Below are 22,202 nucleotides of genomic sequence, written 5' to 3'. Positions count from 1 at the left end.
GGTACTAGTTCAATGGGCAAGTCTGGTAAATCGCCTGAAAAATCGTCCGGCAAGAGCGCCGGTAAAGAGTGGCTGGGCCTGGATGCGAAGTCCTTTGCCACAGATCTCGACCGCCACCTGAACCTCACCCTGGGCAAGGATCCCGTGGAGGGCAGTCACCTCTACCTCTACAACGCTGCCGCCCTCACCATACGGGATCGCCTGGTTGAGCGCTGGCGTGCCACCCGCGACAAGTACGCCACCGAAAAGCCAAAGCGGGTTGCCTACCTCTCCCTCGAATTCCTGATGGGCAGAACGCTCACCAATGCGGTGCTCAACCTCGATATGGATGAAGCCCTGCGCAAGGCACTGAAAGACTATGGCGTGACCCTGGAAGAGCTGGCGCAGGAAGAGCGGGACGCGGGCTTGGGCAATGGTGGTCTGGGGCGTCTGGCGGCCTGCTTTCTCGACAGTTGCGCCACCCTGGAGTTACCGGTTACCGGTTATGGTATTCGCTATGACTACGGCATGTTCCACCAGAAGATCAAGGATGGTTACCAGATCGAACTGCCGGATCAATGGCTGAAGGAGGGCAACCCGTGGGAGTTCGAGGCGCCGGAGAATATTCGTCGCATCAAATTCCACGGCCACACGGAGACGCACGCGGACGCGGATGGCAACCTGCGGGTGCAGTGGGTGGATACCGACGACGTCTTGGCAGTGCCCTACGACATGCCCATACCCGGCTACCGCAACAACACCGTAAATACCTTGCGCTTGTGGAAAGCCTCGGCCACCGACGAATTCAAACTGGATCAATTCAACCAGGGCAGCTATACCGAAGCTGTGGCGGCCAAGAACGAGGCCGAACAGATCTCCATGGTGCTGTACCCCAATGATGTCAGCGAGAACGGCAAGGTTCTGCGGCTGCGGCAGCAGTATTTTCTCTCCTCTGCCAGCCTGCAGGATGTGATTATTCGCTGGAGGCAGCGCAACGGAGACACCTTTGAGGGTTTTGCGGACAAGAACTGCTTCCAGCTGAACGACACCCACCCGGCCATTGCGGTGGCGGAGCTGATGCGCCTGTTGATGGACGACTACGGCATGGGCTGGGATGAGGCCTGGGAGATCACCCGCTCCACCATGGCCTACACCAACCACACGCTGTTGCCGGAAGCATTGGAGCGCTGGCCGGTGCGTCTGTTCCGGGACATGCTGCCACGCCTGCTGGAAATTATTTACGAGATCAACGCGCGCTTCCTGCGCCAGGTGTCATCCCATTGGCCACACGACGAGGGCAAGCTCAGGGAGCTCTCCATCATCGAGGAGGGAGGTGAGCCACAGGTACGCATGGCCTACCTGGCAATTGTGGGCAGTCACTCGGTCAACGGTGTGGCGGCACTGCATACCGAGCTGTTAAAAAGTGGTTTGTTCAAAACCTTTTATGAGCTGTGGCCGGAGAAGTTCAACAACAAGACCAATGGTGTCACGCCACGACGCTGGCTGGGGTTCTGCAACCCGCAACTGGCCAGCCTGATCAACAAAACCATTGGCGAGGGCTGGCTTACCGACCTGGATCAGCTGCAGCAACTGAAACCCCTGGCTGACGACAAGGCTTTCCAGAAAAAATGGATGGCGGTCAAGAAACACAACAAAACCCTGTTGGCAGAGATGGTGGAGTGTGCCTGCGGGGTCAGCTTCGACACCGACATGATGTTCGATGTGCAGGTGAAGCGGATTCACGAGTACAAGCGGCAGCTGCTCAATATCCTGCATGTGATTCACCTGTACGATCGCATCATGCGCGGCGATACCGAGGGCATGGTGCCCCGCTGCGTGCTGATCGGCGGCAAGGCGGCACCGGGCTACTTTATGGCGAAGTTGATCATCAAGCTGATCAACAGTGTGGCGGAGGTGGTCAATGCCGAGCCGCTGGCGGACAAGCTGCTGAAAGTGGCCTTCCTGCCCAACTACCGGGTTACCGCCATGGAGATGATCTGTGCCGGCACGGACCTGTCGGAGCAGATCTCCACGGCGGGCAAGGAGGCCTCCGGCACCGGCAATATGAAGTTCATGATGAACGGTGCCCTGACCATTGGCACTCTCGACGGTGCCAATATCGAGATTCGCGACGCGGTGGGGGAAGAGGACTTTTTCCTGTTTGGCCTGAAAGCCGATGAGGTGGAGCAGGTACGGAAAAGCTACGACCCCGACAGCATTATCGAGAGCGATTCGGACCTGAAATCGGTGATGCACCTGCTGGAGTCCGGCCACTTTAACCTGTGCGAGCCGGGCATCTTTAACCCGATCATCAATACCATTCGCGATCCCCACGATCAGTGGGTAACCGCGGCAGATTTCAGGAGCTTCACAGACGCCCAAGTGGCAGTCGGGGAGGTGTATCAGCAAAAGGCACTGTGGACCAGAAAAAGTATTTTGAACACGGCCAGCAGCGGGATGTTTTCCAGTGACCGCACGATTGGCCAATACGCCGATGAAATATGGAGACTAAAGCGATAATGATTACTCCAGGACCCAGGTATGTCAGTAACTTAACCCGTAACACCTACGCCCTTATTCTGGCGGGCGGCCGCGGCTCGCGCCTGCACGAGCTAACCGACTGGCGCGCCAAGCCGGCGCTCTATTTCGGGGGCAAGTTCCGCATTATTGATTTCCCCCTCTCCAATTGCATCAATTCCGGTGTGCGGCGGGTGGGCGTGGTGACCCAGTACAAGGCTCACTCGTTGATCAAGCACCTGGTGCGTGGCTGGGGTCACTTCAAGAAGGAGCTGGGAGAGGGAATTGAGATCCTGCCCGCCTCGCAGCGCTTTTCCGACAACTGGTATATGGGCACGGCCGACGCGGTGTACCAGAACATCGACATTATCCGCGGCGAAATCCCGGAGTACGTCCTGGTGCTGTCCGGTGACCATGTCTATCGCCAGGACTACGGTGACATGCTCGCGCACCATGTGGAAACCGGGGCGGATATGACGGTCTCCTGTATGGAGGTACCCATAGAGGACGCGGCAGGGGCTTTCGGTGTGATCACAGTCGATACCGAAGACCGGATCCTGGATTTTAGCGAGAAGCCGGCAGCGCCGGATCCGCTGCCGGACAGGCCGGACCATTGCCTGGCCAGCATGGGTAACTATGTCTTCAAGACCGAGTTCCTGTTTGAGCAGCTGCGCTACGACTCCGAGGATGTGAGTTCGGATCACGACTTTGGCAAGAACATCATTCCGTCCATCATCAAGGAGCACAAGGTATACGCCTATCGCTTCAATGATCCGGCCCTGGGGACAACCCCTTACTGGCGTGACGTGGGCACACTGGATTCATTCTTTGAAGCCAATATGGAGCTGGTGGATCCCACCCCGTCACTGAACCTCTATGATGCAAAATGGCCCATCTGGACTTTCCAGGAGCAGCTGCCACCGGCCAAATTTGTCTTTGACGATGATCAGCGGCGAGGGGCGGCCTACGACTCCATTGTCGGAGGTGGCTGCATCATCTCTGGGTCAATAGTGAGAAAATCCCTGCTGTTTTCCAATGTGCGTATTCACTCCTACTCCCTGATCGAGGAGGCGGTGCTGCTGCCGGAAGTGACCGTTGAGCGCCACTGCAAGCTGAAGCGGGTGATCATTGATCGTGGTTGTGTCATCCCCGAAGGTATGGAAATCGGCTTCAACAAAGAGGAGGATGTAAGCCGTGGCTTTCGCGTGACTGCCAAAGGGGTCACCCTGGTCACCCGGGAGATGCTTGGTCAGCAGGTGGGCAGTCTCGGCTAATGGCGGGGGCCGGCCTTAGCGGCTGGCGCTTACCGGTCTTTTGTATCCATCCGGAAAAGTGGTTCTGTGTGAACCACTGTTGAGTAAGACGATTTCGACCAAGGCTGTATAAAACAAGGCTGTGTAAAATCAGGCTGTGCAGAGAGTCGCCGAAGTTGTAAGGAATAGTATGCATATCTTAATGGTGGCGGCGGAGAACGACGCCCTTGCGGGGGGCAAGGTTGGCGGCCTGGGTGATGTGGTCCGGGACCTGCCATTGGCACTGGCCGCCAGGGGGCACACCGTGTCGGTGATCAGCCCCGGCTACGGCATCCTCGCGGCCAACGACCGGGCAACACGGGTTACCACGTTCAATGCGCCTTTCTCCGGTGGCTCGCAATCCCTTGAGCTGTTTCGTGTGGCAGCCTCCAAGGACTCCCACCCCAATGTCACTCACTATGTGCTGGAGCACTGGTTGTTTTCGGCGGGCGGTGCAGGCGCTATCTACGTCTCTGACCATTACGGCCCCTTTGCCACCGATGCTCACAAGTTCGCGCTGTTTTGCAGCGCGGTGTGTGAGGCACTGGTACAAAAGGTATTGCCGGCGGCCGACGTAATTCACTGCCACGACTGGCACAGTGCCAATGTGTTAATCCTGCGCCAGTACGCACCGGCCTATCGTGCGCTGCAGTCGGCGCGCACCGTCTATTCCATACATAACCTCTCCATTCAGGGGGTCAGGCCACTGCAGGGGGATGACTCCTCGCTGCAGAGCTGGTTTCCCGGGTTGGCCTATGACGTCCGCGATGTGGGCGATCATTTCAGCCACGACTGCGTGAACTTTATGCGCGCCGGTATTCGGCTGGCAGACAAGGTGAACACTGTCTCCCCCACCTATGCCGAGGAGATTCTCCAGCCCAGCCATTGGGAGGAAGCGGTGGTTGGTGGCGAGGGGCTGGAAGCGGACCTGCTGCAGGCGAAAGCGGAAAATCGCCTGTTCGGCATTCTCAATGGCTGCGATTACAGCCATCCGTTGCCGGAACTGGACAGCAAGGCACTCTACCAGTTAATGGATGAGTGCCTGGACAAGTGGGCCTCTCTCGCCAACAGCAGCTCACACAATCACTCCGCCAGCTACTACTTTGCCCTGCGCAAGCTCAGCCACTGGCGCAAGCGGCGCAAACCGCACCTGCCGGTACTGCTCTCCATTGGCCGCATGACCTACCAGAAGCTGGGGATGTTGATAGCACCCTATGGTCAGCACACCGTACTGGAAGAGCTGCTGTCGCGCCTGCAGCAGGGTATCTTCATCATGGTGGGCAGCGGCGACCCGGAATATGACCGGCTGTTTACCCGCTGCATGGCCAGCCACGACAACTTCCTGTTCCTCAATGGCTACTCGGAAGCACTGGCCAACGCGCTCTACAACTACGCCGACCTGTTCGTCATGCCCAGCATCTACGAGCCCTGTGGCATCAGCCAGATGCTGGCCATGCGCGGTGCCATGCCCTGTATTGCCCACGCCACCGGGGGGCTGAAGGATACGGTAATTGATGGCCACAATGGCTTTACCTTCACCGGTCGGGATATGGCGAGCAAGGCGGCGGCGTTTATCGAGACTACGACAACAGCTGTGGCGCTGTATTCCGACAATCCCCAGGCCTGGAGCGAGTTGAAGGCCAATGCGGCGGCGTCGAGGTTTTTGTGGGATCAGTCTGCGATGGAGTATGAGCAGCTGTTGTATGCGAAGTGATGGATGAGAGGGGATGGTGATCTTGCCCGGCTGGAGTGAATCCAAACAGGCTAAGGCCTGTTTGTCCCCTGCGAGCCGAGGCCCTGTGTGCATTTTTGTTGATGAGCACCCGGTCGCTTCCACTCGAAGCAGATTGCTCTAACGAACCAGCCGTGCCGGTCTGGAGGCAGATCGGCACCGAACCATGGCCCGACCCCGTGCCCGCCAGTGGCGAGCCTCCGTTAGATCAGACTTCCGTTACACAGGCTATGGTGGCTATGGCCATCGGCAGGTAGGGCGCCGGACTGTCGCCGTGCCCCTCAGTGCTCTACCACCTGCACCACTTGAAACCCGATATCATGCGCCGCTTCTGATGCCGACTCCAATGAGGGGAATCGGCAGACTTCGCCGGAGGCGGTGGTGAGGTGGAGAACGTGGCCCCAGAGGTCGCAGCAGTCGACGTGCCAGCTGCCGTCCTTGTTGTTGGGGATGGCCATGACGTTGCTGATTCGGCCGATTTGGTAGAGGGAGCGCATGTGCGGCATGTCCATAACTTTCTCCTGACCTTCACTCGTTATATTTAGAGATCGCTATAATCTGATCCTTCCAGTGTAGACGGCTTCTGGGGAATTGCTGTTGTATCTTCCCGGTCTGCGCTCACTGATCAATTCAAGACAGTCAGGTACTCTTCAGTGGCCGCTTTCTTCGCTTCCAGGCCCAGACCGGACTGTCCCTGCTTCTGGGTGGATGCCCGCAGGTAAGCGACGTAACGGCTTCCTCGGGCTTGATGGGGATGGTTCATAAGGTCTTCTCCATGGATACGGCCCCTGGAGCGGTCGCGGAGTTTGCCGCAGGTGCACCCCCTCCACCCCCCTGCCATTGCCCGATCCGCAGCCGACAGACCCCAGAGGCCACACGGCACAAGGCCTGCAGCAACCGGGAGTGACAGATGAGACGGAAAGGTGGTGGAGGTGGGGGGAGGGGGTGCAACAGGCGAAACTTTGCATGTCGCTAAAGGGACGTTTTGCGTAATGTGAAGTGAGAGTCTGCTCAGAAAATGAACAGGGGGCGTTGAGGGTTACTTCTTGCGGGGTGCCTTACCTGCAGCAGCTTTCACCTGAGCAATCAGCGCCTCACGCTTGGCCTCCACTTCGGCTTCATGCAGGGCCACCTCATCTTCCAGAGCGGTGTTGTTCTGGATCAGCTTGCCAATACCGTCTGAGAACGCCTTCATGCCGCCGAAGAGGTTGAGGTAGGGCTTGGTATCCACCGCCACCAATATGCCCTCCTGACGCAATGCAGCCGCCAGAAAGCCGTGGTTGTTGGCTCCACGGGATTGGTAGAGGGGTTTCAGCACCAGCGCCGGGAAAGGCTCTTTGCGGGGCAGTACCTCAATGACATTGGTGATGGCCTCCAGGGCAATCCATTCGTTGCTGAAGAAGCCACCACCAGAGTTGGCAGTGATACGGATGAAGAGGGCATGGGAACTGTCGCTGTAGCCGATGTTGTAGGTCAGTTCAGCATCTGTGGTACGGGAGAGCTGAGGGCAGGTGCCCTTCTTGAGGATGCGGGATGGTTTATCGGTGGGTTGTTTCTTGGTCGCCATAGTGGCCTCCGGGGTATCTTAGTGAATGATTACGGAGACCTTGAATGGCCTCCATATAAGATACCAGGAGGTGCGCGGCTGGAGATGAAGGTGAAATAAGCGTGCACGGTATTCAGAAATTAGTTGCGACGCAGTCGGGGCATCGGTTATCTTGGTTCCAGGCTTGATGGAAGCCTGCCGCTTGCACTGGCGAAGCTCTGCACCATTCTGCACAACCCCACATATCTGTATGTAGCACTCGACCAAGGCGCATATGGTTAGCAAGCAACTGAATGACAGCGCCGACGGAATCAGTGTTATGTCTAAATTCAGCTGTATCAATATCCTCAAGTCTCAAGCCAAAGAACTGGCCAGTGAGCATGGCCTCCAGCTTTCAGCAGCCCTTGAGTCGGTCGCAAAGCAGTCGGGCTTCAGTAGCTATCATGATCTGGCGACCGTTGCGAAACGGGACCCAAGGGAAGTGCGCTTGATGCGTGCAGCACTGGGGACTGACGACCTGAAGGAGGTTGTCTATGAAAAGGATGTTTTCCAGGCCATAGATTCTTTGGTCGAGGACGCTCTTTCAAGCGATATTGCAATGACCAATGCATCCGGGTTCGTGGTAGATAACTTAGTGGCTACCGACGTTGATTTTGATGAGCGGACGGGGGCGCTGTATACAGAGATCTCTTTTGAGTACTGCGGCGAGCAGGACCCAGACGACGTGTTCCACGGTTCCACCTTTTATGTTTCTGCAACGCTGGGCCTGGTTCGACGCCAAGGAGAGTGGCAGGTTGCTGAGCCGTACGGAATCGAGCTTCATTCTGTTGAGCGTGATGTTGACTGGATGAGCGAAAGGGACAGTTGGGATCTGGAAGTTAGCAGGGAAGAAAAATAGTATGTCTTTAGAAGAAGCGGATACCTGTCGAGTTTACGTCACTCCAAAAATTAAAGAGGCTGGCTGGGATAAGCTCCCTCATGCGATTACAGAGCAGAAAACATTTACAGACGGTAGAATTACTGTTCATGGGAAGATGGTAAAGCGTGGAAAACGTAAGCGCCCCGACTATTTGCTCAAATATACGCGTGACTTTACGATAGCAGTTGTGGAGGCGAAGCCTGAAAAATCCTCTGTTGGTCAAGGTCTTCAGCAAGCGAAGGATTATGCCATAAGTTTGGGACTGAAGTTTGCCTACTCTACAAACGGCCATGAGATTTTGGAGTTTGATTTTACGACGGGAGAGGAGAGCCTGGTCTCTCGTTTTCCTACTCCAGATGAATTATTTAAAAGGCTATGCGAAGATGCGAGCATCGATAAGAGTGGCGCCGATACACTACTGACGCCCTATCATCACGTCTCTGGGTATACGCCTCGTTATTACCAGCAGATTGCTATTAATCGCGCTGTCCAATCAGTGTTGCAAGGCAAAAAACGCGCCTTGATTACTATGGCTACCGGCACTGGAAAGACGGTGGTTGCCTTTCAGATTTGCTGGAAGCTTTGGAGTGCACGATGGAATATATCTGGCGAGTACAGGAAGCCACGGGTTCTTTTTTTAGCGGATAGGAATGTTCTCGTTGACGATCCTAAAGATAAAACTTTCGCCCCTTTTGGCGATGCACGCTACAAAATTGAAGGAGGTAAAATAACAAAAAGCCGAGAAATTTACTTCTCTACCTACCAATCAATTGCCCGTGACGAACGAAGGCCGGGACTATATAAGCAGTTCTCCTCTGACTTCTTTGATCTGATTATTATTGATGAGTGTCACCGGGGAAGTGCCAGAGACGACAGTAACTGGCGAGAAATTCTAGAATATTTTGAGCCGGCCTATCAGATAGGTATGACCGCAACACCTCTTCGAGAAGATAGTCGAAATACGTACCGCTATTTTGGTAAAGCCATTTATACCTATAGTCTCAAGAAGGGTATTGAGGATGGATTCCTTGCGCCCTATCGGGTTCATAGAGTTGTTTCGGAGGTCGATGCCGTCGGGTGGCGTCCAAGTAGGGGGGATGTCGACCGATACGGGAGAGAAATACCCGATGGAGAATATCAAACTAAGGATTTTGAGCGTGTGATTGCACTGAGAATGAGAACTGAAGCATTCGCAAAGCATTTGTCAGATTTCATGGCTCGAACTGATCGTTTTGCAAAAACAATCGTCTTCTGTGTCGATCAGGAGCACGCTGACGAAATGCGACGGGCTTTGAGTAATTTGAATGCTGATCTCGTTCGTAAGTACCCTGATTATGTCGCACGCGTGACCTCGGAAGAGGGCGCTATAGGTAAAGGTCATTTAAGTCGCTTTCAGGAGCTGGAAACCACTGCGCCAGTTATATTGACGACTTCACAACTACTAACCACAGGTGTGGATGCGCCGACCTGTAAAAATGTGGTGCTTGCTCGTGTCGTGAATTCTATGAGCGAGTTCAAACAGATCGTAGGACGAGGAACACGGCTGCGAGAAGACTACGGTAAATTGTGGTTTAACATCATCGATTATACAGGCTCAGCCACACAAAATTTTGCAGATCCCGGTTTTGATGGCTACCCAGAAATTGAAGATGAGGTTGTCATTGACGCGGCCGGTGATGAGATTCACGAAGAAACCATTATCAGCGAAACCGATGATCCGGCTGTAGCCGAAGAGCGCGGCGACTATGACGTTGGGCAAGATTCTGGGGTCAATGCTGGCGACGGCAATGACGAACCACGGAAGTATTACGTTGATGGCGGAAGTATAAAAATAACCTCGCATTTGGTTTATGAGCTAGACGAGGAAGGCAAGCAGCTTCGTGTTATACAGTACACCGATTACACCGCAGAGAAAGTCAAAACACTCTTTTCATCTCTGGATGAACTAAAAGATCGATGGGCAGATCCTGTTAAGCGTGAAGAAGTGATACTGGAGCTGCAAGAGCGGGGAATACAGTTTGATGATTTAGCCAATGAGTCTGGGAAGCCTGAAGCGGACCCATTGGATCTGCTATGTCATATTGCTTTTAATGCGCCACTTCGAACCAGAAAGCAGCGCGCAGACTATTTGCAGAAAAATAAACCAGATTTCTTCGATCAGTATGGTCCGGAAGCGCGCAAGATATTAACTACCCTGTTAGATAAGTATACAGATCACGGCCCCAAGCAATTCAGTATCCCTGATTCGCTCCAGGTACCGCCCATTTCTGAGTATGGCAATGTGATAGAGATAGCCAACCTCTTTGGCGGCGCTCTACAAATGAAAACAGCCGTGGATCAATTACAAACACTGCTCTATACCGAGCAATAACATAAGCGACAAATCTATTTATGGCACGAACAAAAAAAGCTGACCAGCCAATGACGACTGCTCAACAGCTGGGCGCTATCGTTAAGTCGTCCCGGCAGATCATGCGTAAAGATAAAGGCTTAAATGGTGATCTAGATCGCCTGCCAATGCTGACATGGATAATGTTTCTTAAATTTCTCGACGATTTAGAGCAAATGAGGGAAACAAAGGCCGTACTAGAAGGTAAAAAATTCCAGCCAGCGATTGAAGCGCCATACCGTTGGCGTGACTGGGCTGCCATAGAGGGCGGCATCACCGGTGATGAGCTGATCGCGTTTATCAATAATGATGAAGCTGTTCGCCCGAATGGAACTCGTGGAATTGGGCTGTTCGCCTACTTGCGGAGCTTGCAAGGTGAGAACGGAGGCGATCGCCGAGATGTTATCGCGATGGTTTTTAAAGGTATGCAGAACCGTATGATCAACGGTTATTTACTACGTGATGTGGTAGACAAAATTAATGGCATACATTTCAACTCATCTGAGGAAATGCATACCCTGAGCCGCCTTTACGAAACCATGTTGCGCGAAATGCGTGATGCCGCTGGCGATTCCGGCGAGTTTTACACGCCGCGCCCAGTGGTTCGCTTTATGGTTGAAGTGACCAATCCACAACTCGGCGAAACCGTACTTGATCCGGCCTGTGGCACGGGCGGATTTTTGGTTGAAGCTTTTGAGCATTTAGAGCGCCAATGTAACACAGTGGAAGATCGAGAGGTATTACAAGAAAGCAGCATTTATGGGGGCGAGGCAAAATCACTTCCTTATTTGCTGGTTCAAATGAATCTGTTATTGCATGGCCTGGAGTATCCGAGAATTGATCCAGAAAACAGCTTGCGCTTTCCGTTGCGTGAAATGGGGGATAAGGATCGCGTAGACGTTATTCTGACTAACCCTCCCTTTGGTGGCGAAGAAGAAAAAGGCATTCTCGGCAACTTTCCTGAAGACATGCAAACCGCTGAAACCGCCATGCTGTTTCTTCAGTTGATCATGCGTAAGCTCAAACGTCCCGGTCATGGTTCTGATAATGGTGGTCGAGCAGCTGTTGTAGTGCCGAATGGAACGCTTTTTAGTGATGGCGTATGCGCAAGGATTAAAGAAGAGTTACTCAAAAACTTTAATCTTCATACTATTGTTAGGCTGCCTGAAGGGGTTTTTGCTCCCTATACCGATATAGCCGGGAATTTATTGTTCTTTGATCGCTCGGGTCCGACAGAGGATATTTGGTATTACCAAATCCCTACGCCTGAAGGCCGAAAGAAGTATACAAAGACAAAACCAATGGAGTACTTCGAGTTCGAAGAATGTTTGAAGTGGTGGTCTAGCCGCTCTGAGAATTGTCACGCATGGGCTATCAAAGCTAATGACATCATTAAATATGATGGCGCCGGAAAGCTTGTTTCAGTTAATTTGGATATTAAAAATCCAAATAGTCTTGAGGCAATGGAGCACAAAGACCCTCAAGATCTCCTTCGCGCTATGATGGAGAAGGAGGTCAAGGTAACTCGTCTAATGGCTGAAATTAAAGAGCATTTACTCAAGGGTGTTAAATTATGAGCTCTTGGCCATTAGTAAATATTGGCTCAGTGCTCGATAAATCGGAGGCTTGGATCGAAGTTGAGCCTGATCATGACTATATGGAAGTAACTGTAAGGCTTTGGGGCAAAGGAGTTAATCTCCGCGGCGTGAAGTCCGGTAGCGAAATCGGTTCCTCACGACGTTTATCAGTTTCCGAGGGGCAGTTTATCATTTCTCGTATTGACGCGAGGCATGGGGCATGCGGCTTGGTTCCGGCAGAATTAGAGGGTGCAGTTGTAACCAATGATTTTCCAGTATTTATTCCAAGACAAGAAAAGATACTGCCAAGATTCTTGGAGTTGATCAGCAAAACTCATTTTTTTGTTGATGCCTGCAAAAGGGCAAGTGAAGGTACCACCAACCGTGTTCGTTTAAAGGAAGATCGGTTCTATAACATAGAAATTCCACTCCCTGATTTAACAACGCAAAAGACCGTTGTAGAAAAGCTCGATTTGATTCTTGGTAAGCTGGAAGAAACTAAAAATCTAAGGTCTTCAATGCTAGACGACGGGCAGGCGATGCTAACCAGTGCCTTCCATAAAATCATTGAAGGTGCTGATTATAGGCCTATGGCAGAGGTTGCACCGCTTGAACGAAGAAAAGTTGATGTTGATGTGAGCGCCGAGTATCCCGAGTTGGGAGTCCGCTGCTTCGGAAATGGTACTTTCCATAAGCCGATTTTGGATGGAATGGAGGTTGGAACAAAGCAGCTCTACCAAATGATCCCTGGGGATTTGGTGTTTAGCAATGTATTTGCTTGGGAGGGCGCGATAGCGGTGGTTAAAGATGAAGATGAAGGTCGCGTAGGGTCGCATCGTTTTATTACGTGTCTACCTAAGCCAGGTGTAGTGACATCTGATTTTCTTTGTTTCTACTTCCTAACATCTGAAGGCCTTGAAAAAATTCAACTAGCTTCACCCGGAGGAGCGGGAAGGAATCGTACACTGGGACTTAAAAAGTTGGAAAAAATTGAAGTCCCTGTCCCTGACTACGACAAACAGCTTTGGTTTAATCAACTTCAGAGTTATGTCGCGAAAATCAAACAAGCACAATCTGAGAATGAGATTGAGCTGGAGGCGCTTATGCCTTCTGTTTTGGATAAGGCGTTCAAAGGAGAATTGGTGTAATGCCGATGCCCGTTCCTCAACTTTCCTATGATACTGGCACTCCGCCTGTCATTGCCCATGGCTTGTCCTATGACGATGAGCAAGTGGGTGAGATTTTGTCTGGGCCGGTGAAGGAAATTCTGCAGGATACAGCGGGTAATGATGAGCTACAGGAGCTGCTAGGTAGCGTCGTTAGCACAGAGTTTGAGCAAGAGGGGCTTCGAGAGCTCCTTGCCGATGATACGGTTCCCAATAATTGGCGTGTGGGTGAGGCCATAGCCGAGGCCTTTGTGGCGGATAAAGGCGATTGTGTTTTTCCTTGGCCCACTGGCCGTGACTTGAAGAACCCGAATGCCAGTCCAGCAGGTTGTGATCTGACCGGTTTTCAGCCTGTGGATGATGAGGCGCTTCCCTACCGGTTTGCCTTTGGTGAAGTTAAGACCTCTGAGCATAACCAATCACCACCGAGTGTTATGACAAGCTTGGGTGGCCAACTCTTTGGATTACGTGACAATCGTAAAGTGAAAGATGCGCTCTGCCGTTATCTGGGTCATCATGCCGTGCGAGCAGGCTGGGAGCCTATGTTTAAAAGTGCAGCAAAGCGCTATTTGAGCTCCGATACAACGGATGTCGCGGTTTATGGTGTGTTGGTGCGCGATATTGAGCCAAACGCCTTAGATATTTCTGGGCGTGCGAGGGCGTTGGCAGCGAACTGCCCGCAGCAGACTGATATTGAAATGTATGCTTTGTATCTTCCTCTTAACGCCATCAGTAGCCTATCTGGTCGCGCTCAAGCTGTCATGAGGGAAGCGTCATGACACTTTCGCAAGAGCACTTAATACAGGTTGATCAACATTGGGCCGTGCAGTCCATTGGCGATGAGCTTCGTGTGCGGGCTATGGAGATGGCTGAGCTGCGCCTGGTTGATGTTGCCTTAGGTAATTTGCTTGAGCATCCGCAAGCTGAGTTTGATACCGATTTGCTGGAACGGGTGGCGACAGCCTATGAATTGGCAGCTATCGAAGGCCTTGGTGCATTACTGCATCCTGTCGCAAATCAAGGCAATAAACACCTTCGTGAACTGGCACAGGCAGGCGCTTACCGCGCTTTTGGCTTCTTCCGCGTACTACCAATACCCAATGATAATGAGGCACGACTATTTCACGTTCTGCATGTTGCAGGGCTTGCTTACTGTGGAGACCGCTGGACTGATTTGCGTCGCTGGTTTGAAGAGCAGCGCAACGCTTTAGATGTGCCAAGTGTGGCCGGTGCTTCATGGGATAAGCGTTTGCTGTATCGGATTTTTGATTGCTGGTTGCGTTTGCTGCGCAAGAATCGCTGGGATGATCTTGATCAGGTTTCCGAGATAGTGCTTGGGCTTCGTAATGATCAGGCAAATCATGAGAAAGCTCTGTTAGAGCAAACTCAGGGAGCTGAAGCCCAGAGTATCGCTATGCGTTTGGTTGCGCTCTATCACTGGGCGAAGGCAACTGAGCGACTTGCTGTCTATATGCTCCAGGGGGAGCCTGTAGCAATAGATGCTCAACTGGATCAGCACTTTGAGGCTGCACAAAAGGCAGCTCAAGCATCCAAAGACCCACAACTAGAGATGATTTTGCGTTGGTTGCATGTCACCAGTCGAAAGATGGTCGCAGGGTCTTTGTGGTGGGTCGCTCATACAGTGAACTCCCGTGTGACACGCTTTGTTTCTCATGTCACAAAACATAAGAGCTTGTTTGAATTGCTACCGCCACAAAGGGCAGCTCTCCAAGAGCAGGGCTTATTGGACCAGGCAAGCAGAGCGGTGATTGTCGATCTGCCCACATCAGGCGGAAAGACTGCGCTTGCTCAGTTCAGGATGCTGCAAGCACTCAATCAATTTGATTTGGATGATGGTTGGGTGGCCTATGTGGCTCCCACTCGAGCCCTCGTATCACAGATTACACGGCGACTGAGAGAGGACTTTGGTCCGCTTGGTATACAGGTAGAGCCTCTAACCGGAGCTGTGGAAGTAGATGCATTTGAAGAAGCGCTGTTAGGCGAGGCTCGTGCATTTCAGGTGTTGGTAGCCACGCCTGAAAAACTTCAGTTGGTGATGAGGAATAAAAAGGTTGCTCGTCCGCTGGCTTTGGTGGTGATGGATGAGGCGCACAATATCGAAGACGAATCCCGAGGATTAAGAATTGAGCTGTTGCTAGCCACGATTAAGCAAGAATCGCCTCGGGCTAATTTTCTATTGTTGATGCCTTTTGTTCCTAATGCCAATGATCTCGCTCAGTGGTTAGCCGCAGATCGTGGAAGGAGTATCAGTCTCGGCACTTCAGCCTGGCAGCCGAACGAACGAATCGTAGGGCTTTTCAATATACACAAGGGTGAGAAACGCGGAGATTGGAATTTAAGTTTTGAGACGCTAACAACGACTCAACGTACGATACACCTTAAGGGAGTTCATCACGTTGATGGCAATCGTCCGTTGCAGAATTTAACTTATTCAAATGCTAAAGGATTGGCAACTCAGGCTGTATCAATGGCAAAGGTTTTCTCTAAGAGGGGAACCAGTATCGCCGTTGCCCAGACGATTCCAGATGCCTGGAGTATTGCCCGTAAAGTGGCAGCAGAGCTTGACCCTTATGTGCAAGTCCACGATGACATAAAGCTGGTTCAGCGTTTCTTGGTGGCAGAAATCAGCGAAGACTTTGAGCTGATCGATATGCTGTCAAAAGGCGTCGTGGTTCATCATGCTGGCTTGCCAGCGGAAGCACTGTCTTTGATCGAGTGGCTCACCGAGGCTGGCCATGTTCGTGTTATGTGCGCGACAACGACGATTGCACAGGGACTCAATTTTCCCGTTTCTTCAGTCTTCCTGGCGACAAGAAAGCTGCCTTACGGCAATGAGATGTCGCATAGAGCATTCTGGAACTTAGCCGGACGTGCTGGTCGAATTGGTCACGATAGTGTTGGTGTTGTCGGTATTGCAGCGGGATCGCAGCCAAATGAGATTCGCCAGTATGTCAGTGATGCTACCGCGGCACTGGTATCTCGACTTGAGGAGATGCTGAATGAATTGCAGGCCTCCGGTAACTTGGCAAATCTATCAATCGTTATTCAAGAAGAGCAATGGGCAGACTTTCGAAGCTATATCGCTCATCTGTGGAATGAGAAACGCAACCTCGATGCAGTAATTGGAGAAGCAGAGCAGTTACTTCGAAATACTTATGGATTTGGTTCTCTTCGAGCAAAGGCGGATCAAGCTTCACAGGAAAAAGCCGATGCCTTGCTTGAAGCTACCAAAGGGTATGTGCGTAGACTTGCTGAGCATCCAGAAAACGCTTCTCTTGCAGACGTAACAGGATTTTCTCCAGAGGGTGTTCGCTCAACGTTATTAGACTTGAATAACCTTGAGAACAAACTAACGCTTGCAGATTGGGAGCCGTCGAGTCTGTTTGGCGATAAAGCTCAATCCGTGCTGCCTGCTCTTATGGGAATCATGATGCGTGTCCCTCAACTACAGGATGGATTGCGCGATATCAGCAAAGGCGAAGGCAATAGTTATCGCAAGCTAGCGGATATTACCCAAGCTTGGGTAACTGGTAGCTCCATAGAATCCATCGCTAAAACCTATTTCCAGGGTGACACACTGACTGATCAAATCTCGAAGGCTTGTAGAGCGGTATACCGAGATTTGGCGAACAATGGTGCTTGGGGGCTTTCGGCACTGAGTAAGATGCCTACATCAGGGCTCGACTTCGAGAATATGACGGATGAAGAAAAGCGCAGGTTAAATAATCTGCCTGCTATGCTTTATCACGGTGTTCAAACTGAAGAAGCTGTCCTGATGCGCATGAACAGTGTACCTAGAAGCATCGCTGAGCGAGCAGGAGAAGATTTCAGGGCGCAGGCGGGTGATGGTGCTAGTGTTTCTTTATCACCCCGTAAAGCAGGTGAGTATCTGAAAGCTCTCAGAATTGAAGACTGGGCACGACTAAAGCCAGAGAATTCAGTTTTGTCCGGGGAGGACTACCTTAAAGTCTGGAAGCAGCTTTCTGGCGAGGTTTAGTTGAGGGTCGAGAGTTTTTAGACCTGGTTCCGCAGTCTGCGCTCACTGGAGCCCGGGCGCTTAACGAGCAATCCCCCGCCCAACGCCCAGACACAAAAAAGCCCCCGGGGTCGGAGGCTATTTTCGATAGATGGTGGGCCCAGCTGGACTTGAACCAGCGACCTGCCGATTATGAGTCGGATGCTCTAACCAACTGAGCTATAGGCCCGTAATCTCGTTTCTAAGTCCTTGATATTCAAACACTTAGAAAGACAACGGGGCGCATTATAAAGCGCCCCGTTGAATCTGGCCAGTGGCCTTATTGCTCGTCGATAAAGCTGCGCAGGTGATCGGAGCGGGAAGGGTGGCGCAGTTTGCGCAACGCCTTGGCTTCGATTTGACGGATGCGCTCACGGGTGACATCGAACTGTTTGCCCACTTCTTCCAGGGTGTGGTCGGTGTTCATGTCGATACCGAAACGCATGCGCAGTACTTTGGCTTCGCGGGCGGTGAGGCCGGCCAGTACTTCGCGGGTGGCTTCCTGCAGGCCGTGGGTGGTTGCAGAATCCACCGGCGAGACAATGGTGTTGTCCTCGATGAAATCACCCAGATGCGAATCTTCGTCGTCGCCGATGGGCGTCTCCATGGAGATTGGCTCTTTGGCGATTTTCAGGACCTTGCGTACCTTGTCTTCCGGCATGTCCATGCGCTCACCCAGCTCTTCCGGGGTGGGCTCGCGACCCATCTCCTGCAGCATCTGGCGGCTGACACGGTTGAGCTTGTTGATGGTCTCAATCATGTGTACCGGAATACGGATGGTGCGCGCCTGGTCGGCGATGGAGCGGGTGATGGCCTGACGGATCCACCAGGTGGCGTAGGTGGAGAACTTGTAGCCGCGACGGTATTCGAACTTGTCCACCGCCTTCATCAGGCCGATGTTGCCTTCCTGGATCAGGTCGAGGAACTGCAGGCCGCGGTTGGTGTACTTCTTGGCAATGGAGATCACCAGACGCAGGTTAGCTTCCACCATCTCTTTCTTGGCGCGGCGGGCACGGGCTTCGCCGATGGACATGCGACGGTTGATCTCTTTGACGCTGGCCAGGTCGAGGGAGCACTCTTCCTCGATCTGCTTCAGTTTGCGCTGGGCGCGAACCACTTCGTCACACACGGCTTTGAGAGCGTCGGAATAGTCGCGCTTCTTGCCGATGATGTTGGGGATCCACTCTTCGTTGATCTCGTTGCCGGGGAACTCCTTGATGAAGGTCTTGCGCGGCATCTTGGCGTGACGTACGCACAGCTCCATGATGCGGCGCTCTTCGGCGCGCACACGGTCGAGGCTGCCACGAACGTTGGCATAGAGTGGGTCAAACTGACGTGGTGGCAGCTTGAAGAATTTGAACAGATCGCCCTGGGCAGCCAGTGCCTTCTCGGCCTGCTTGCTGTCACGACCGCCTTTCTTCAGGATCTTGTCAACGGCGGCAGCGGCTTTGGCCAGTTCGCCAAAGCGGGCCTTGGCCTCCTCCGGGTCTACGCCGGAAGTGGTCTCGTCGTCGTCGGAGGCGGAGTCATCGCCATCTTCGTCTTCGTCGTCATCGCTGTCGTCACTCTTGGCTGTGCTGGCGCTGGCCGCTTGCGGGGCCTCGGCCTGCGCACCTTCGGGCACTTCGTCAGCGGGGTCGAGCCAGCCGGCGATAACGTCGGGGAGGCGGCGCTCCTCTTTCTCAACCAGGGCGAACTCTTCGATCAGGGCTTGCACGGTGCCGGGCCAGTAGGACATGGCGTGCATAAGCTCGCGGGTGCCCTCTTCGATGCGCTTGGCGATGGCGATTTCGCCTTCGCGGGTCAGCAGCTCGACAGTACCCATTTCACGCATGTACATGCGCACGGGGTCGGTGGTGCGACCGGCTTCGGTCTCCACGGCGGCCAGGGCTGCGGCTGCTTCAGCGGCGGCAATTTCGTCTGCAGACGAGTCGCCGTCGGTCATCAGCAGGGTGTCGGCATCGGGAGCGGTTTCAAAGACCTGGATGCCCATGTCGTTGATCATCTGGATGATGTCTTCGACCTGATCCGGATCGGAGATATCTTCCGGCAGGTGGTCATTCACCTCGGCATAGGTGAGATAACCCTGTTCCTTGCCGCGGGCAATCAACTCTTTGATGCGGGACTGTTGCTGTTCAGACATTCGAGACCCTGTTCACTTGGGTGGCGGAAAACATGAAATTATAGCCTATTTATTGCGTCATGTTCTATAAGTTCAAGGGGTTAAAACGCAATGCTGCATGGGAATCCTGCCATTGGAGCCCTTGAATTACGGGGCTTTCAGGGCTTTGGCTGGCCCTGATGGTATTCCCGGATCAGCTGCTTCTCAGATTCGCTCAGCTCATTAAAGTTCTTGCGACGCAGGATTTCCAACTGTGAGCCCTGTTTTTCCCGTGCCAGACGCGCTTCCAGCCGGTTCAGGGTGTCCTGGTACTCCTGCTGCACGTCGTACTGGCCGCTGAGGCGGGCGGCGTTGATGAGGTCTATCTGCGCCAGTTCCGCCAGCTGGTTGGTGGCCTGCTGGCCGTGACTGCCACGCCAGCGGCCGAGAATGCCGGGCAGGCTGAGGCCGGGGCGCTGTTGCAGCAGTTGCAGCAGTTGGAGGAACAGCTGCAGTTGCGGATCCGGGCTGTCGCCAATGTGGGGCAGCTCCGGGGTGTTGATGGCCAGTTCCGGGTGTTGCAGCAGCATGGAGCAGAGCAGCTTGGCCGGTGGCATACGGATGGGGCCGTTGCTGACCGGGATCAGCGGCGCTTGCCGGCGCGGTCGCGACTGTCGGGGCGGCAGCTGCTGCGGCTCCTGCAGCCAGGATGGGGGCTCGTCGTAGCCCTGGTCCACGGGTGGCGCGGCGTTCGGAGCAGGCTGCCGCGGTTCCGCTACCCTCTGCGGGCGTGCAGAGGGCTGGGGTGGGGGCGTCGGAGCCGTTGGCTCAGGTGGCGCGTCCACCAGTTCCATAAGCGTGTCCAGCGGCAGGCCGGTGCGCTGTGCCAGGCTGGCAAACATCAGTTCGCGGAAGACGCCGTTGGGCAGCCGGTGCAGCATGGGGGCGACGCGTTTGCTGTAGCGGGCGCGCCCTTCCATGGATTGTATGTCGATGCCATCGGCGAGGCTGTCGAACAGGAAGTCTTCCAGCGGCAGCGCCAGATCCACCATGCGGGAAAATTTCTCCGCACCCACCTGGCGTACCAGTGAGTCCGGGTCCTCGCCGTCGGGCAGGAACAAAAACTTCACCTGGCGGCCGTCCTGCATGGCGCCGAGGCTGTTTTCCAGCGCGCGGCGGGCGGCGTTGCGACCGGCCTGGTCGCCGTCGAAGCAGAATACCACTTCCTGGGTGTATTTGAAGGCCAGGGCCAGGTGGTCCTCGCCGCAGGCGGTACCGAGGGTGGCGACGCCGTAGCGGATGCCGAACTGGGCCAGTGCCACCACGTCCATGTAGCCCTCTACCACCAGCAGGCGATCCAGCTGGCGGTTGGCCTGGCGTGCTTCGAACAGGCCGTAGAGCTCCTTGCCCTTGTGGAACACCGGGGTCTCCGGCGAGTTCAGGTACTTGGGCTTCTCGTCGGCACTGAGCACACGACCACCGAAACCGATGATGCGGCCGCGCACGTCGCGGATGGGGAACATGATGCGGTTGCGGAAGCGGTCGTACTGGCGGCCATCCTCGGGGCGCTCCACCAGCAGGCCGGCCTCGGTCAGCAGGCGCGCTTCGGCGCTGCTCTTGCCCAGCTCCTTGAGCAGGTTGTCCCAGCCGGGCGGGGCGTAGCCGATGCCGAAGTCGCGGGCGATTTCGCCGCTCAGGCCACGGCTCTGCAGGTAGTTGATGGCGTGCTGGCGCGCCGGGCTCTGGCGCAGTTGCAGGCGGAAGTGTTTGTCGGCCAGCTCCAGTACCTGGTAGAGATCCTTGCGCAGTTTTTGCTGTGGTGATTCGTCGCGCTGCTCCCGCGGCACCTCGACGCCGGCCATGCGGGCCAGGCTTTCCACGGCGTCGGGAAAGGAGAGGTGATCGTGTTCAATGACGAAGCCCAGGGCGGTGCCGCTGGCACCGCAGCCAAAGCAGTAATAGAACTGTTTGTCGGGGCTGACGGTGAAGGAGGGGGTCTTTTCGTCGTGAAACGGGCAGCAGGCGCTGTAGTTTTTGCCGGTCTTTTTCAGTTTGACGCGACTGTCCACCACATCGACGATGTCGATGCGATCCAGCAGGTCATCAATAAAGCTTTGGGGGATTAGTCCGGCCATCGCGACAGTGTAGCGGCCTTTCAGGTGGCCCGATAGACTCGGGCGGGGCAGGGAGCTGGAGCGGGGTGGATCAGCCCAGCAGGGCCTTCACTCGCTGGCTGACGGCGCCCATGTCGGCGCGACCCTGTACCTGTGGCTTCACCAGGCCCATCACTTTACCCATGTCGCGGGCGCCTTCGGCACCGCTGTCGGTAATAGCCTGGGCGATGATCTGGTCCAGTTCGGCCTCGCTCAGGGCGGCGGGCAGGAATTCCTGGATTACAGTCATCTCGCTGCGTTCGATAGCGGCGAGGTCTTCGCGGCCGGCCTCTTCGTACTGGCTGATCGAGTCGCGGCGCTGTTTGCACATCTTGTCGAGAATCGCCAGCAGGCGATCGTCTTCCACCTCAATGCGTTCATCCACTTCAACCCGCTTGATTTCGGCCTGAATGCTGCGAATGGTCTGCAGGCGCTCCTTCTCTTTGGCGCGCATTGCTTCCTTCATGGCAGCTTTGATGGTTTCTTTGAGGCTACTGGACAAGATTATTCTCCACGCACGAATGCCGCAGGCAGGGCCTGCGGCATCAGGTGAATTGCAAGAGCTGGGTAGCAGCTATCAGTACAGACGCTGGAACTTGCGGGACTCGCGCTGTACTTTCTTGGCGTGACGCTTAACAGCTGCAGCAGCTGCACGCTTACGAACGGTGGTGGGCTTCTCGTAGAATTCGCGGCTGCGAACTTCGGACAGAACGCCGGCTTTCTCACAAGCGCGCTTGAAGCGACGCAGGGCTACATCAAATGGTTCGTTTTCTTTCAGTTTTACTGCTGGCATCG

Annotated in this window: 16 protein-coding genes and 1 tRNA gene; 9 read left to right on the top strand and 8 right to left on the bottom strand. The window is 54.2% G+C overall.

Translation table 11 applies throughout. The features are described 5' to 3' along the window. Positions 1-12: 12 nt before the first annotated feature. The 3 genes from GSF27_RS08110 (at position 13) to GSF27_RS08100 (ending at position 5,502) form a co-directional block, all read left to right on the top strand. A complete protein-coding gene (locus GSF27_RS08110) occupies positions 13-2,499 on the top strand; it encodes a glycogen/starch/alpha-glucan phosphorylase (protein WP_160967744.1) in 2,487 nt (828 codons plus the stop codon). Then, the gene (gene glgC / locus GSF27_RS08105) at positions 2,499-3,770 is read left to right on the top strand and encodes a glucose-1-phosphate adenylyltransferase (protein WP_160967742.1); all 1,272 of its coding nucleotides are present in this window, start codon (positions 2,499-2,501) and stop codon (positions 3,768-3,770) included. Before GSF27_RS08110 ends, glgC begins: the two co-directional genes overlap by 1 nt. Before the next feature lie 169 nt (positions 3,771-3,939). Continuing rightward, the gene (locus tag GSF27_RS08100; RefSeq protein WP_160967740.1) at positions 3,940-5,502 is read left to right on the top strand and encodes a glycogen synthase; all 1,563 of its coding nucleotides are present in this window, start codon (positions 3,940-3,942) and stop codon (positions 5,500-5,502) included. Positions 5,503-5,801: 299 nt separating this feature from the next. On the opposite strand, the gene GSF27_RS08095 is transcribed toward GSF27_RS08100, so the two are convergent. From GSF27_RS08095 to GSF27_RS08090, 3 genes are all read right to left on the bottom strand, one after another. Next, a complete protein-coding gene (locus tag GSF27_RS08095; protein WP_160967738.1) occupies positions 5,802-6,032 on the bottom strand; it encodes a hypothetical protein in 231 nt (76 codons plus the stop codon). Positions 6,033-6,145: 113 nt separating this feature from the next. Then, positions 6,146-6,283 (bottom strand): hypothetical protein, encoded by a 138-nt coding sequence (locus tag GSF27_RS17735; protein ID WP_202410355.1) that lies wholly within the window; start codon positions 6,281-6,283, stop codon positions 6,146-6,148. Between the two features lie 276 nt (positions 6,284-6,559). Then, positions 6,560-7,087, bottom strand: coding sequence for a hypothetical protein (locus GSF27_RS08090; protein WP_160967735.1), 528 nt, complete (start codon positions 7,085-7,087; stop codon positions 6,560-6,562). 298 nt (positions 7,088-7,385) lie between these two features. Here GSF27_RS08090 and GSF27_RS08085 point away from each other — a divergent pair, with 298 nt between their 5' ends. Genes GSF27_RS08085 through GSF27_RS08060 form a run of 6 tightly spaced genes read left to right on the top strand, consistent with a single transcriptional unit; the run spans position 7,386 to position 17,135 of the window. Then, positions 7,386-7,964 (top strand): hypothetical protein, encoded by a 579-nt coding sequence (locus GSF27_RS08085; protein ID WP_160967733.1) that lies wholly within the window; start codon positions 7,386-7,388, stop codon positions 7,962-7,964. A 1-nt stretch (position 7,965) separates the two neighbouring features. After that, positions 7,966-10,356 (top strand): EcoAI/FtnUII family type I restriction enzme subunit R, encoded by a 2,391-nt coding sequence (gene hsdR / locus GSF27_RS08080; protein WP_160967731.1) that lies wholly within the window; start codon positions 7,966-7,968, stop codon positions 10,354-10,356. Between the two features lie 20 nt (positions 10,357-10,376). Continuing rightward, on the top strand, positions 10,377-11,951 hold the full coding sequence (locus GSF27_RS08075; protein WP_237457460.1) for an N-6 DNA methylase: 1,575 nt from the start codon (positions 10,377-10,379) through the stop codon (positions 11,949-11,951). Continuing rightward, on the top strand, positions 11,948-13,099 hold the full coding sequence (locus tag GSF27_RS08070) for a restriction endonuclease subunit S (RefSeq protein WP_160967729.1): 1,152 nt from the start codon (positions 11,948-11,950) through the stop codon (positions 13,097-13,099). The genes GSF27_RS08075 and GSF27_RS08070 overlap by 4 nt, the downstream gene beginning before the upstream one ends. After that, positions 13,099-13,896 (top strand): hypothetical protein, encoded by a 798-nt coding sequence (locus GSF27_RS08065; RefSeq protein WP_160967727.1) that lies wholly within the window; start codon positions 13,099-13,101, stop codon positions 13,894-13,896. Before GSF27_RS08070 ends, GSF27_RS08065 begins: the two co-directional genes overlap by 1 nt. After that, entirely contained in the window at positions 13,893-17,135 is a 3,243-nt protein-coding gene (locus GSF27_RS08060) for a DEAD/DEAH box helicase (protein ID WP_160967725.1), read from the top strand. Before GSF27_RS08065 ends, GSF27_RS08060 begins: the two co-directional genes overlap by 4 nt. Positions 17,136-17,266: 131 nt before the next feature. Here GSF27_RS08060 and GSF27_RS08055 read toward each other — a convergent pair. From GSF27_RS08055 to rpsU, 5 genes are all read right to left on the bottom strand, one after another. Beyond that, a tRNA-Ile gene (locus GSF27_RS08055) sits at positions 17,267-17,343 on the bottom strand. Positions 17,344-17,433: 90 nt separating this feature from the next. Continuing rightward, positions 17,434-19,296 (bottom strand): RNA polymerase sigma factor RpoD, encoded by a 1,863-nt coding sequence (gene rpoD / locus GSF27_RS08050; protein WP_160967723.1) that lies wholly within the window; start codon positions 19,294-19,296, stop codon positions 17,434-17,436. Positions 19,297-19,433: 137 nt separating this feature from the next. Then, positions 19,434-21,389, bottom strand: a complete 1,956-nt coding sequence (gene dnaG / locus GSF27_RS08045) for a DNA primase (RefSeq protein ID WP_160967721.1) — start codon at positions 21,387-21,389, stop codon at positions 19,434-19,436. A gap of 70 nt (positions 21,390-21,459) precedes the next feature. Next, positions 21,460-21,912: a GatB/YqeY domain-containing protein gene (locus GSF27_RS08040; protein WP_370462593.1), complete on the bottom strand. Its 453-nt coding sequence runs from the start codon at positions 21,910-21,912 to the stop codon at positions 21,460-21,462. A gap of 72 nt (positions 21,913-21,984) precedes the next feature. Next, on the bottom strand, positions 21,985-22,200 hold the full coding sequence (gene rpsU / locus GSF27_RS08035; RefSeq protein WP_160967716.1) for a 30S ribosomal protein S21: 216 nt from the start codon (positions 22,198-22,200) through the stop codon (positions 21,985-21,987). Positions 22,201-22,202: the final 2 nt, after the last annotated feature.

This window comes from Pseudomaricurvus sp. HS19, from assembly GCF_009857815.1.
Classification (GTDB): Bacteria; Pseudomonadota; Gammaproteobacteria; order Pseudomonadales; family Cellvibrionaceae; genus Pseudomaricurvus.
This window is presented reverse-complemented; position numbering and strand designations above follow the sequence as displayed.